The 12,882-nt window shown below is 62.2% G+C and carries 10 protein-coding genes and 1 pseudogene; 8 read left to right on the forward strand and 3 right to left on the reverse strand.

The features are described from left to right. The first annotated feature begins 45 nt into the window (after positions 1–45). Positions 46–1,971: an ATP-dependent zinc metalloprotease FtsH gene (gene ftsH, locus NLY33_RS07950; RefSeq protein ID WP_023673598.1), complete on the forward strand. Its 1,926-nt coding sequence runs from the start codon at positions 46–48 to the stop codon at positions 1,969–1,971. 66 nt (positions 1,972–2,037) lie between these two features. Here the strand turns inward: ftsH and NLY33_RS07955 are convergent, their stop codons facing one another. Continuing rightward, entirely contained in the window at positions 2,038–2,406 is a 369-nt protein-coding gene (locus NLY33_RS07955) for a winged helix-turn-helix transcriptional regulator (protein WP_023704885.1), read from the reverse strand. 185 nt (positions 2,407–2,591) lie between these two features. On the opposite strand from NLY33_RS07955, the gene NLY33_RS07960 reads away from it, so the two are divergent. Then, positions 2,592–3,356: an SDR family oxidoreductase gene (locus tag NLY33_RS07960; RefSeq protein WP_023704884.1), complete on the forward strand. Its 765-nt coding sequence runs from the start codon at positions 2,592–2,594 to the stop codon at positions 3,354–3,356. 19 nt (positions 3,357–3,375) lie between these two features. Further along, positions 3,376–4,260: pseudogene (locus NLY33_RS07965) on the forward strand (NAD(P)-dependent oxidoreductase); the annotation flags it as partial. Positions 4,261–4,333: 73 nt separating this feature from the next. Here NLY33_RS07965 and NLY33_RS07970 read toward each other — a convergent pair. Further along, positions 4,334–4,786, reverse strand: a complete 453-nt coding sequence (locus NLY33_RS07970) for a hypothetical protein (RefSeq protein ID WP_023704882.1) — start codon at positions 4,784–4,786, stop codon at positions 4,334–4,336. A 240-nt stretch (positions 4,787–5,026) separates the two neighbouring features. Further along, positions 5,027–6,031, reverse strand: coding sequence for a hypothetical protein (locus NLY33_RS07975; RefSeq protein WP_023704881.1), 1,005 nt, complete (start codon positions 6,029–6,031; stop codon positions 5,027–5,029). A gap of 343 nt (positions 6,032–6,374) precedes the next feature. Between NLY33_RS07975 and glmM the strand changes: the two genes are divergently transcribed. The 5 genes from glmM (at position 6,375) to serA (ending at position 12,860) form a co-directional block, all read left to right on the forward strand. Further along, entirely contained in the window at positions 6,375–7,727 is a 1,353-nt protein-coding gene (gene glmM, locus NLY33_RS07980; protein ID WP_023704880.1) for a phosphoglucosamine mutase, read from the forward strand. 251 nt (positions 7,728–7,978) lie between these two features. Then, complete coding sequence (locus NLY33_RS07985) at positions 7,979–8,824, forward strand: outer membrane protein (RefSeq protein WP_023673590.1); 846 nt, start codon at positions 7,979–7,981, stop codon at positions 8,822–8,824. 228 nt (positions 8,825–9,052) lie between these two features. Then, positions 9,053–9,823: an outer membrane protein gene (locus NLY33_RS07990; RefSeq protein WP_023708208.1), complete on the forward strand. Its 771-nt coding sequence runs from the start codon at positions 9,053–9,055 to the stop codon at positions 9,821–9,823. Between the two features lie 201 nt (positions 9,824–10,024). After that, positions 10,025–11,200 (forward strand): phosphoserine transaminase, encoded by a 1,176-nt coding sequence (locus NLY33_RS07995; protein ID WP_023704877.1) that lies wholly within the window; start codon positions 10,025–10,027, stop codon positions 11,198–11,200. A gap of 58 nt (positions 11,201–11,258) precedes the next feature. Beyond that, positions 11,259–12,860 carry a phosphoglycerate dehydrogenase gene (gene serA / locus NLY33_RS08000; RefSeq protein ID WP_023699182.1) on the forward strand — a complete coding sequence of 534 codons (1,602 nt, stop codon included), beginning with the start codon at positions 11,259–11,261 and terminating at the stop codon, positions 12,858–12,860. The last annotated feature ends 22 nt before the right edge of the window (positions 12,861–12,882 follow it).

The raw sequence follows: 12,882 nt of genomic DNA on the forward strand, positions 1-12,882 counted from the left end.
TTCCTCTCATGACGCGTGTCCCAGCGGGCACCAACGGGACAATTGATGAATCCGAATTATCGCAATCTCGCGCTCTGGGCGATCATAGCGGTCCTGCTCATTGCTCTCTTCAATCTGTTCCAGACGCCGCAGACTCGCGGGGCCTCGACCGACGTTCCCTATTCGCAGTTCCTGCAAGAGGTCGCGGCCGGCCGGGTCAAGACGGTGGTCATCGCCGGCGCCCGCATCACGGGCACCTACGCCGACAACGCCAATGGCTTCCAGACCTATTCGCCTGGCGATCCGCAGCTGGTCTCGCGGCTGCAGGACAAGAACGTCACCATCAATGCGCGGCCTGAGTCGGACGGTTCCAACTCGCTGTTCAGCTATCTGATCTCCTACCTGCCGATGATCCTGATCCTGGGCGTGTGGATATTCTTCATGCGCCAGATGCAGTCCGGCTCCGGCCGCGCCATGGGTTTCGGCAAGTCGAAGGCCAAGCTTCTCACTGAGGCGCATGGCCGCGTCACCTTCCAGGATGTCGCCGGCGTCGACGAGGCCAAGGAAGATCTGGAAGAGATCGTCGAGTTCCTGCGCGATCCGCAGAAGTTCCAGCGCCTCGGCGGCAAGATCCCGCGCGGCGTGCTTCTGGTCGGACCTCCCGGCACCGGCAAGACGCTGCTCGCCCGCTCCGTCGCCGGCGAAGCCAATGTGCCGTTCTTCACCATCTCCGGTTCGGACTTCGTCGAGATGTTCGTCGGCGTCGGCGCAAGCCGTGTGCGCGACATGTTCGACCAGGCCAAGAAGAATGCTCCCTGCATCATCTTCATCGACGAAATCGACGCTGTCGGCCGCCATCGCGGCGCCGGCCTCGGCGGTGGCAATGATGAGCGCGAACAGACGCTGAACCAGCTGCTGGTCGAGATGGACGGCTTCGAGTCCAACGAGAGCATCATCCTGATCGCCGCCACCAACCGGCCCGACGTGCTCGACCCGGCGCTGCTGCGTCCGGGCCGTTTCGACCGCCAGGTGGTGGTGCCGAACCCCGACATCGTCGGTCGTGAGAAGATCCTCAAGGTGCATGTGCGCAACGTGCCGCTGGCGCCGAATGTCGACCTCAAGGTGATCGCACGCGGCACGCCGGGCTTCTCGGGCGCCGACCTGATGAACCTGGTCAATGAATCCGCTCTGATGGCGGCGCGCCGCAACAAGCGCCTTGTCACCATGGCCGAGTTCGAGGACGCCAAGGACAAGATCATGATGGGCGCCGAGCGCCGCTCGTCGGCCATGACCCAGGCCGAAAAGGAGCTCACGGCCTATCACGAGGCCGGCCATGCCATCCTGGCGCTCAACGTGCCGTCGGCCGATCCGCTGCACAAGGCGACCATCATCCCGCGCGGCCGCGCGCTCGGCATGGTCATGCAACTGCCGGAAGGCGACCGCTATTCGATGAGCTACAAATACATGATCTCACGGCTCGCCATCATGATGGGTGGCCGCGTCGCCGAGGAGTTCAAGTTCGGCAAGGAGAACATCACCTCGGGCGCCTCCTCGGACATCGAGCAGGCGACCAAACTGGCGCGCGCCATGGTCACGCGCTGGGGCTTCTCCGACAAGCTCGGCCATGTCGCCTATGGCGACAACCAGGAAGAGGTTTTCCTCGGCCATTCGGTGGCGCGCACGCAGAACGTCTCGGAAGAGACCGCGCAGATCATCGACGCCGAAGTGCGCAGGCTGATCGACGAGGCCTATGTCACGGCCAAGTCCATTCTGACCAAGAAGAAGAAGGAATGGATCGCTCTGGCGCAGGGCCTGCTCGAATACGAGACGCTTTCGGGCGAAGAGATCAAGCAGCTGATCGCCGGGCAGAAGCCCGCGCGAGATTTGGGGGATGACACCCCCACAAGCCGCGGCTCGGCTGTGCCGAAGTCCGGCCGCCGCAAGAAGGGTCCCGAGCCCGAAGGCGGCATGGAGCCTCAGCCGTCGAGCTGAGCTGACATCACTTGATGCAAGAAAACGCCGCGGCTCAATCCGCGGCGTTTTGCTATTCAGGGTCTCTCAAAGAGCATGCGGGACGGATGCATTTGCTTTGCCGGGGCGCACACCGTCAGTCCGGCCAGCATGTTGCTTGCCCCATCTGGCCAGCGGGATCAGGGCATTGTCCAGCTCGATGCCGAATTCGGTAATCGAGTATTCGACCCTCGGCGGCACCTCGGGAAAGATTTCGCGATGGACGATGCCGTCGGCCTCCATTTCGCGCAGCTGTTGGATCAGCATCTTTTCGCTGATGTCAGGCACCAGCCGCTTCAGCTCACCGAATCGTGCCGGCGCCTTGTGAATCTGCCAGAGCAGTAGCGCCTTCCATTTGCCGCTGATGACCTCCAGCGCCGGCCCCAATCCGCAACTATCTGGCTGTTTCTTTCCCATGTTTCATCCAATTCTGAGCAATCGGTGGGTAGCTTACATTTTTGTCGGTACTTGAGAAAAACCAAGCCGGTCCATAGCTTCAAACCAGCTCGCCGGCATCGGCGAACACCACAACATCATATCGGTACCTCGCTTCGACCTGCAAAGGCCGTCGGCGGCCGGATTTTGTCAAAAAGGGATGGATCATGACACGATACGCAAACAAGAAGGCCGTTGTCATCGGCGGGACGCACGGCATGGGGCTCGCCGTTGCCGAAGCCCTGATCGAAAGCGGCGCCGAGGTCCTGGTCACCGGCCGCGACCAGCGCAACATCAAGGCCGCGCGAGCCAAGCTGCTTTCGCGAGCTCATGTCGTGCGGTCCGATATCTCAGACATGGCCGATATCGTCACGCTCGGTGCCGAAGTGGGGCAGAAGCTTGGCCAGATCGACTTCCTTCACGTCAATGCCGGGGTGGCCAATCTCGAACCCGTGGAGCGGGTCACCGAGGACAGTTACGATCGCACCTTCGACATCAACACCAAAGGCGCTTTCTTCACCGCGCAGCGCCTGCTGCCCCTCATCAGGGATGGTGGCGCCATAGTCTTCACCTCGTCGATCGCCGACGAATCCGGCACCGGCGGCATGAGCGTCTATTCCGGATCGAAGGCGGCACTGCGCGCCTTCGCCAAGGTCCTGGCCGCCGAGCTTCTGCCGCGCCGCATCCGCGTGAATGTGGTCAGCCCTGGTTTCATCGATACGCCGACGATGGGTGTGGCCGACGCCTCGGCCGAGGAGCGGGCCGCCTTCATGGCGATCGGCGACGCGGTCACGCCGATGAAGCGCCACGGCACGATGGAGGAGGTGGCGCGCGCAGTGCTGTTCCTGGCGTTCGACGCGACCTTCACCACGGGCGCGCGGCTGACCGTGGACGGTGGCCTTGGCCAGGACCTGAGCCCGACACCGGCGTAACCGCGCAACGAAACCAAGGAGAAGCAGAATGAGCGACATAACAGTGATCGGTCTCGGCGCCATGGGCACGGCGCTTGCCGAAGCCTTTCTGAACCAGGGACATGCGGTGACGGTGTGGAACCGTTCTCCGGCAAAGGCTGAGGCTTTGGCAGCCAAGGGCGCCACTGTGGCCAAGAGTGTCGAGGAAGCCGTCAGATCGAGTCCACTGATCGTGGCGTGCCTGCTTGTCTATGACACCGTTCGTGAGGTGCTCGGCCCAAGCCGAGACGCGCTGTCGGGCCGCACATTGGTCAATCTCACCAACGGCACGCCCGAGCAGGCGCGGGCGATGTCGGCCTGGGCGGTGAGCCAGGGCGCCAGCTACATCGACGGCGGCATCATGGCGGTGCCGCCGATGATCGGCGGGCCGCACGCCTTGATTCTCTACAGCGGTTCGCGCCAGGCGTTCGATGCCTGTTCGGGGCAGCTCGGAGCGCTCGGCACCAGCAAATTCCTCGGTGAGGATGCTTGCCTCGCGCCGCTCTATGATATCTCGCTTCTGAGCGGCATGTACGGCATGTTCGCGGGCGTTCTGCAGGCGTTGGCATTGACGGGCGCAGCAGGGATCCCGGCCGGCGAGTTCATGCCGCTGCTGGCCTCCTGGCTTCAGTCGATGCAAGGCCTGCTGCCGAAGTGGGCGGAACAGATCGACAGTGGCGATCACACCAGCAATGTCGTTTCCAACCTGGGCATGCAGGCTGATGCCTACGTCAATCTCATCGATGCCAGCAGGTCGGCTGATGTCAGCACCGAACTCGTCTTGCCGATGCAAAGCCTGATGAAGCGCGGGGTGGCTGCCGGCCAGGCCAATGCCGATCTTACAAGCCTGGTCGCACTGCTCCAGCTCTCGAAACAAGGCGCTTGACGGGGCAAGACCCAAGAGAAGGCCCGCCAACCTTGCGGTTGGGGGCCTTCGATCTTCAAACGCTGCTGGTCGATCAGCTCTTCAGCTTGGCGTTGCAGAGGCTGTAATAGCCGCCGCCCTTCTGGATCCAGCGAAGGCCGTTCAACGTACCCGCGTCCTTGTTGCCGTGGTAGCCCTGCAGGCAGGTCTTCATACGCGCCTTCGAGGGCTTCTCGGTCTTGAATTCGGCGGCGAGGGTGGTCGGGAATGTCACGCCCGTCGGCGCTACAGCGGGGGCGACCGCCGCGCTGGTTTCCTTCTGCGACTGCGGCTCGGTTTTGACCGCATCCGCATTGGCACTCTCCGCAGCTGACGTCGCGCATTTCTCGGTGCGGAAAGCGGTCCAATCCATGCCGTTCAGAGTGCCGCCTTCCTTGGCTGTGCGATAGGCCTCGCCGCATTCCTTCATCGTCAGTGCGCTTGCAGGGGCGACGTTCCACGCAATCCATGCCGTCACAGCCAATGCCGCCAATTTCAATCTGGACATAAGACCCTCCTGGTTGACAAAAGTTCGATGTCCTTTTGTATACCATTTGTTCTGCATATGTCCAACTGGAATCTTTGCGAACCACCGATATGTCTGGGGTGGGCAGTGTGGGCGAATAGATGATGCCGACAGCTTCCGCGATATGGAAACGCGATCAACGCCGGGTGTGTTCGAGCGCAATAAAAAGGCCCGCGCATGCTGCGATGCGCGGGCCTTTGTCTGGAGAATATGGCTACGCGATCAGCTCTTCAGCTTGGCATTGCAGAGGCTGTAGAAGCCGCCGCCCTTCTGGATCCAGCGCAGGCCATTGAGCGTGTTGGCGTCCTTGTTGGCATAATACACCTCGAGGCAGGTATGCATGCGGCCCTTGGCCGGCGTCTCGCCGGCGTATTTCTTCGAGATCGCGGCCGGGAACTTCACGCCCTTGGGAGCGGTGACCGAGGGCTTCTCGGGCTCGCTGGTATAGGTCGCCTCGCTCGGAGCGGGCACGGTGTCGTCGTCATCTGCGCCTGCGCCGCATTCGGCCTTGCGGAAGTCGTTCCACTTCTTGCCGCCCAGCGTATTGGCAGACTTGGCAGCCTGGTACTTGGCGCTGCAATCGGCCATGCTCAGGCCCTTGCCGCTGCTGTCGGCAGCTGCCTTGGTGGTTGCCTTGGCGGGTGCTGCCGCGGCCGAGGCCCCGGCGGCGCATTCGGTCTTGCGGAAGTCGTTCCACTTTGCGCCATTGAGCGTACCGGCGGCCTTTGCCGCCTGGTACTTGGTGCTGCATTCCTTGGCCGTCAGGCCCTTGGCGCCATCGTCGGTTGTGGCTGCGGCCTTGGTCGTGGCCTTGGCGGGTTCTGCCGCGGCGGATGCGCCGGCGGCGCATTCGGTCTTGCGGAAGTCGTTCCACTTTGCGCCATTGAGCGTACCGGCGGCCTTGGCAGCCTGGTATTTAGCGCTGCATTCCTTGGCCGTCAGACCCTTGGCGCCGTCATCAGCAGCGGCGGCGGCCTTGGTCGTGTCCGTCTTGGCCGCAGCGGCCTTCTTGGCCGCCGGCTTTGCGGTCTCGGTGGTGGCCGCCGCGTCGGTGCCGCACTCGGCCTTCCGATACTGATTCCAGGTCTGCCCGTTCAGCGTGCCGGCGTCCTTGGCGGCATTATACTTGGTACTACACTGGGCCATGGTCAGCGCGCTGGCGGGCGCCGCCATGAACAAGGTTGCGACGGCAAGACCCGTCAAAGTTGCAAGTCGGTGGATGAGCATGGCGTTCTCCCGTTGCTGCGCCCATAGGTTGTACCTGTGTCAATCAATAGTTCTCAACGCTAGGCTGCGCCAGATGCTAAACGGCGTTCTCCCGATAAGGTGATGGACCCTTGCGATCTGCCCCTCCAACAGTCCGGCTTACCGGCCCAATCTGCGCAGTGTGGCCCAGTGTGAATGCTATATTGCGGCAACACCGTGTCATGATACGCTGCCAACGCTCCGAACAGCCTGCTACAATGATTTTCTAAGAATTGGTAATATACAATCACACAATGTGATAGTCGGGCTCGGACCAATTGTGGCATTACGAGCCGGCTGAAAACCGACGGGGATTCTGGCAAGCATGGCAGGACGTTATTTTGGCACCGACGGCATTCGCGGGCGCGCCAACAAGTTTCCGATGACGGCTGAGATTGCGATGCGGGTCGGCATGGCCGCCGGCCTGTCGTTCCAGCGCGGCAGCCATCGCCACCGCGTCGTGCTCGGCAAGGACACCAGGCTGTCCGGCTACATGATCGAAAACGCCATGGTGTCCGGCCTGTGCGCGGCCGGCATGGATGTGTTCCTGCTCGGCCCGATCCCGACACCGGCGGTCGCCATGCTGGTACGCTCGCTGCGCGCCGATATCGGCGTCATGATCTCGGCCTCGCACAACCCTTATTACGACAACGGCATCAAGCTGTTCGGTCCCGATGGCTACAAGCTCTCCGACGAGATCGAGGAGCGCATCGAGAGCATGCTCGACAAGGATATCGAACTGGCGCTCGCCGATTCCGACGGGCTCGGCCGCGCCAAGCGCGTCGACGGCGTGCATGACCGCTACATCGAATTCGCCAAGCGCACGCTGCCGCGCTCGATGTCGCTGTCGGGTCTCAGGATCGTCGTCGATTGCGCCAATGGCGCAGCCTACAAGGTGGCGCCTGCCGCACTTTGGGAACTGGGCGCCGAGGTCATTGCCATCAATGTCGATCCGAACGGTTTCAACATCAACAAGGAATGCGGCTCGACCCATCCGGCCGGCCTGCAGAAGAAGGTGCATGAAGTGCGCGCCGATATCGGCATCGCACTCGACGGCGATGCCGACCGTGTCGTCATCGTCGACGAGAACGGCACCATCGTCGACGGTGACCAGATCATGGCGCTGATCGCCGAGTCCTGGCACCAGAGCGGGCGACTGGCCGGCGGCGGCGTCGTCTCGACGGTGATGTCCAATCTCGGCCTCGAACGCTTCCTTGGCGACATGAAGTTGCAGCTGCATCGCACCAAGGTCGGCGACCGCTATGTCGTTGAGCATATGCGCGCCCATGGGTTGAATGTCGGCGGCGAGCAGTCGGGCCACATTGTGCTGTCCGATTTCTCGACCACTGGCGACGGGCTGGTCTCGGCGCTGCAGGTGCTGGCCTGCATCAAGCGGCAGAACCGGCCGGTCAGCGAATTGTCGAAGAAATTCGAGCCGGTGCCGCAGCTGTTGAAGAATGTCCGCATCGCCGGCGGCAAGCCGCTTGAAGAAGCCTTGGTCAAGGCGGCGATCGAAGATGCGCGCAACCGTCTTGGCAAGGCCGGCCGCCTGGTTATCCGGCCCTCGGGCACCGAGCCGCTGATCCGCGTCATGGCCGAGGGCGACGACCCACAGCTGGTCGAGGCCGTGGTCAACGACATCGTCGACATCATCTCGGAAACGCGCAGCGCCGCCTGATTGCGCTGCCTCCGACGGGAGGGGCGAACTGCCGGCTCAAGACTTCAAGCCCGCCTGCAGGCGGGCTTTTTGTTTCGGCCAGGGTTGGTCCCAGCGTCATGGCGGCGGAGGCCGTTTGCTAAAATGTCGAGAATTCGTGGTTAATCGACAGGGTTAAACGCCTTTTAACTTTTGCAATTCATTATCCACAACTGAGGTCAAACACATTCGAGCGGATTCAAAGTTCCGACGGGTTCTCAGGGGTGACAAACATGTTCAATGCAGCAAAAATGGCTTTCCTTGCCGCGCTGTTCGCAGGCGTGGCCGGGCCAGTATTCGCCGCCGATCTGGCGGAGCCGCCAGTGGTCGAAGAGGCGCCGGCGCCGATCGCCTATGAACAGCCGGCCGATTTCGGCGGCTGGTACATCCGCGGCGATATCGACTATCACTGGTCGAAGTTCCGCGGTGGTGACTACACCACCTACAGCCCGGCACCGCCCCAACTCCCCGGTTCGTTCGCCTCCGGCAAGTTGAAGAGTTCCTTTTCGGCCGGCGCCGGTGTCGGTTACCAGGTCAACCGGTACTTCCGCACCGATCTGACCTTCGACTGGATGGGCAAGTCCAATTTCCGCGGCTCGACCAATGGTTTCTGCGGCGGCGGCATAGCTTGTACCTCCGTCGACACATCGTCCTATTCGGCGATGCTGCTCCTGGCCAATGCCTATGTCGATATCGGCACCTGGCACGGCGTGACGCCCTATGTCGGCGCCGGCATCGGTGGTGCCTGGGTCAAGTGGGATACGCTGCACAATACCGATCTCGATGGCTCCTTCGAGCACAGCGGCGGCAAGGGCTGGCGCTTTGCCTATGCCCTCATGGCCGGCGCCTCCTACTGCCTGACCGACCGGGTCAAGCTCGATCTCGGCTATCGCTACAGCCACATCAATGGTGGCAAGATGTTCAACTACGCCTCCGACAGCGATGTCGGCCCGGGCTTCGATCGCGGCATCAACGTGCACGAAGTGCGCGGCGGCCTGCGCTACCAGTTCGGCCGGTCGGACTGCGCCCCGCCGCCGGAGCCCTACGTTCCCGAACCGGAGCCGGTCTACACCAAGTAGTCGCTTCGAAATCCAGGAATTTGCGAACCGCCCGGCCATGCCGGGCGGTTTTTGTTTGCCGATTGCGGTGCACTTCCAGCCGCGGCGTGCGGAGAGAAAGCCTATCGAAATCAAATCGGTAACGTCGCGTTATCCTTAACCCGCACTTAACCACTATGGTTAACAATGCCTACTGAAACGGCGCTTGCGATCAAAATGAAGAGCGCCAATTTCAGGAGCCGGGGACCCATGAATTTCAAATTGCTGACAGCGCCGGCACTTGCCGCACTCGCGCTTGCGCTGCTGACGCCGGCGCAAGCCGCGGACTACGATCCGCCGATCTATGTCGATCAGGCGCCGGACTATCAACCGGTCGAGGTCGGCTCGGGCTGGTATCTGCGCGGCGATGTCTCTTATCTGGCGCAGAAGAGCTACGAGGATCAGGATTTCACCTTCGCCCCCGCGAGCTTCAGCGAGAAGCAGGATCCGGCCTTTGCCAGCATCGGCTTCGGCTACCACTTCAACGACTATCTGCGCGGCGACGTCAATCTTGGCTATCTGCCCGGCAACAAGATCGGCGTCGGCTTTGACGATTCGGCGACGCCGCCGCCGGGTGGTGCGACCATCGCGTCGGCATCGCTGCAAAATTATTCCCTGTCGGGCATGGTCAATGGCTATGTCGATCTCGGCACTTATGTCGGGATCACGCCCTACCTCGGCGCCGGCATTGGGCTGGTCCGGAGCAAATACAAGCTGTCGGCGAGTTACTTCACCGACAATGTCGACCCTACGGATGATTTCGTCCGGAACGACAACAAGACCCAGTATTCCCTCGCCTACACGCTGGATGCGGGCCTGGCCTATCAGGTGACCAAGAATGTTTCTGTAGATCTCGGCTACCAGTACTTCTCCGCGCCGGATGCCGAATATGTCACGGCCGAGAGCCTGACCTCCTATCCGATCCGCAAGGGCATCAGCAATCATCAGGTCAAGCTCGGCCTGCGCTACGACCTCTGGTAGGCTGGCTGCAGATACGAAACCCGACGGCGGATCTCTTCGATCCGCCGTTTGCGTTTGGGCTCACGACATCCTGATCCCGGACTGCTTCTATCTTGTCAGCGACAAAAACTTTCCTCTTGACGCCTGAGGGCTGAACGCATATCGCCGTTCGTGGGCCACCCCTCCCCAACGAGGGGCCACTATCTGGAAGGATAGACCACGATGACGATGCATACGAAGCCCGGACTCCGTCCGGCAAACCCCAATTTCTCCTCAGGTCCCTGCGCAAAACGCCCCGGCTGGTCGGTCGAGGCGCTGAAGAATGCCGCGCTCGGCCGTTCCCACCGCGCCAAGATCGGCAAGACCAAGCTCGAACAGGCGATCGAGCTGACGCGCGAAATTCTCCAGGTTCCGGCGGATTACCGTATCGGCATCGTGCCGGCGTCGGACACGGGTGCTGTCGAGATGGCGCTGTGGTCGCTGCTCGGCGAACGCGGCGTCGACATGGTGGCATGGGAAAGCTTTGGCTCGGGCTGGGTGACCGATGTCGTCAAGCAGCTGAAGCTCGCCGGTATCAGAAAGATCGAGGCAGGCTATGGCGAACTGCCGGATCTCACCAAGATCGATTTCGACCGCGATGTGGTCTTCACCTGGAACGGCACGACCTCAGGCGTGCGCGTGCCGAATGGCGATTTCATCCCGGCGGATCGCAAGGGCCTGACCATCTGCGATGCCACCTCAGCGGCATTCGCGCAAAAGCTCGATTTCCAGAAGCTCGATGTCGTCACCTTCTCCTGGCAGAAAGTGCTGGGCGGCGAGGGCGCACACGGCATGCTGATCCTGTCGCCTCGCGCCGTCGAGCGACTGGAAACCTACAAGCCGGCGTGGCCGTTGCCGAAAATCTTCCGCCTGACCTCGGGCGGCAAGCTGATCGAAGGCATCTTCAAGGGCGAGACCATCAACACGCCGTCGATGCTGTGCGTCGAGGACTATCTCGATGCGCTTCATTGGGCGAAGTCGATCGGCGGTCTCGATGCGTTGATTGCCAGAGCCGATGCCAATGCCGCCGTGCTCGATGGGTTTGTCGACAAGTCGTCCTGGCTCGGCCATCTCGCGGTCGATGCGGCGACACGTTCCAACACGTCCGTATGTCTGTCCTTCACCGACGCCGATGTCGCGGCGCTCGACGCCGACGGGCAGGCGGCTTTCGCCAAGGCGATCGTCTCTGTGCTCGACAAGGAAGGCGTCGCGTTCGACATTGGATCCTATCGCGATGCACCTTCCGGCCTGCGCATCTGGTGCGGTGCCACCGTCGAGACATCCGATCTCGAGGCGCTGCTGCCTTGGCTCGACTGGGCCTTCGCCACGCAGAAGGCTTCGCTGAAGGCCGCAGCCTGAGATTTCGTGGTGGCCTGCGGGCCGCCCTTTCCCGACAATCCAGTTCAAGGAGGCCGCCATGGCGCCCCGCGTTCTCGTCTCTGACAAACTCTCCACCACCGCCGTCCAGATATTCAAGGACCGCGGTATCGAGGTCGACTATTTGCCCGATCTCGGCAAGGACAAGGAAAAGCTGCTCGAAGTCATCGGCCAGTATGATGGCCTTGCCATCCGCTCGGCGACCAAGGTCACGGAAAAACTGATCAACGCCGCGACAAGACTCAAGGTCGTCGGCCGCGCCGGCATCGGTGTCGACAATGTCGACATCCCCGCGGCGAGCCGCAAGGGCATCATCGTGATGAACACGCCTTTCGGCAATTCGATCACCACGGCCGAACATGCGGTGGCGATGATCTTTGCACTCGCACGGCAGATCCCGGAGGCCAATGCCTCGACCCATGCCGGCAAATGGGAAAAGAACCGTTTCATGGGCGTCGAGATCACCGGCAAGACGCTGGGTGTCATCGGCTGCGGCAATATCGGCTCGATCGTCGCCACGCGCGGCGTCGGCCTGAAGATGCATGTCGTTGCCTTCGACCCGTTCCTGTCGGACAAGCGCGCCGAGGAACTCGGCGTCGACAAGGTCGAGCTGGACGAGCTTTTCGCCCGCGCCGATTTCATCACGCTGCACACGCCGCTGACCGACAAGACGCGCAACATCATCGACGCGGCGGCGATCGCCAAAATGAAGAACGGCGTGCGCATCATCAATTGCGCGCGTGGCGGGCTCATCGTCGAAGCCGACCTGGTCGCGGCGCTGAAGAGCGGCAAGGTGGCGGGCGCCGGCGTCGATGTGTTCGAGGTCGAACCGGCGGAGAACAACGCGCTGTTCGGCATGGAGAATGTGGTGGCAACGCCGCATCTCGGCGCCTCGACAGCGGAAGCGCAGGAAAATGTCGCGCTCCAGGTGGCCGAGCAGATGGCCGACTATCTGATCAAGGGCGCGGTTTCGAATGCCATCAACATGCCCTCGATCACGGCCGAGGAAGCACCGCGGCTGAAGCCGTTCGTCAAGCTCGCCGAAGTGCTCGGCGCCTTTGTCGGCCAAGTCACCGAGGACCCGATCAACGAGGTCGAGATCCTGTTCGACGGCTCGACCGCGACGATGAACACGCGTGCCCTGATCAGTGCCGCGCTTGCCGGACTGATCCGGCCGCAGGTCGCCGACGTCAATATGGTGTCGGCGCCGATCATGGTGAAGGAGCGCGGCATCATCGTCGCCGAGGTCAAGCGCGACAAGTCGGGCGTGTTCGACGGCTACATCAAGCTGACGGTGAAGACCGAGCACATGACGCGCTCGATCGCCGGCACCTGCTTCTCCGACGGCAAGCCGCGCTTCATCCAGATCAAGGGCATCAATCTCGACGCCGAGGTCGGCCAGCACATGCTCTACACAACCAATGCCGATGCGCCCGGCATTATCGGCCTGCTCGGCACGGTGTGCGGTGAGAACGGCGTCAACATCGCCAACTTCCAGCTCGGACGCAACCGGCCGGGCGGCGACGCCATCGCGCTGCTCTATCTCGACGCGCCGTTCCCGGAGAAAGTGCTGGAACAGGTCAAGGCGCACAAGTCCATCGACTCGGCCAAGCGGCTGCAGTTCGACGTCAACGCAATGTAGTTGACGGCGTGGCGGATGCGGC

Origin of the sequence: Mesorhizobium sp. C432A (assembly GCF_030323145.1) — a bacterium.
GTDB lineage: Bacteria > Pseudomonadota > Alphaproteobacteria > Rhizobiales > Rhizobiaceae > Mesorhizobium.

Excerpts from the sequence above, each read along its gene's own strand:
- ftsH (WP_023673598.1), top strand. The coding sequence starts at position 46 with ATGAATCCGAATTATCGCAATCTCGCGCTCTGGGCGATCATAGCGGTC.
- NLY33_RS07955 (WP_023704885.1), bottom strand. The coding sequence starts at position 2,406 with ATGGGAAAGAAACAGCCAGATAGTTGCGGATTGGGGCCGGCGCTGGAG.
- NLY33_RS07960 (WP_023704884.1), top strand. The coding sequence starts at position 2,592 with ATGACACGATACGCAAACAAGAAGGCCGTTGTCATCGGCGGGACGCAC.
- NLY33_RS07970 (WP_023704882.1), bottom strand. The coding sequence starts at position 4,786 with ATGTCCAGATTGAAATTGGCGGCATTGGCTGTGACGGCATGGATTGCG.
- NLY33_RS07975 (WP_023704881.1), bottom strand. The coding sequence starts at position 6,031 with ATGCTCATCCACCGACTTGCAACTTTGACGGGTCTTGCCGTCGCAACC.
- glmM (WP_023704880.1), top strand. The coding sequence starts at position 6,375 with ATGGCAGGACGTTATTTTGGCACCGACGGCATTCGCGGGCGCGCCAAC.
- NLY33_RS07985 (WP_023673590.1), top strand. The coding sequence starts at position 7,979 with ATGTTCAATGCAGCAAAAATGGCTTTCCTTGCCGCGCTGTTCGCAGGC.
- NLY33_RS07990 (WP_023708208.1), top strand. The coding sequence starts at position 9,053 with ATGAATTTCAAATTGCTGACAGCGCCGGCACTTGCCGCACTCGCGCTT.
- NLY33_RS07995 (WP_023704877.1), top strand. The coding sequence starts at position 10,025 with ATGACGATGCATACGAAGCCCGGACTCCGTCCGGCAAACCCCAATTTC.
- serA (WP_023699182.1), top strand. The coding sequence starts at position 11,259 with ATGGCGCCCCGCGTTCTCGTCTCTGACAAACTCTCCACCACCGCCGTC.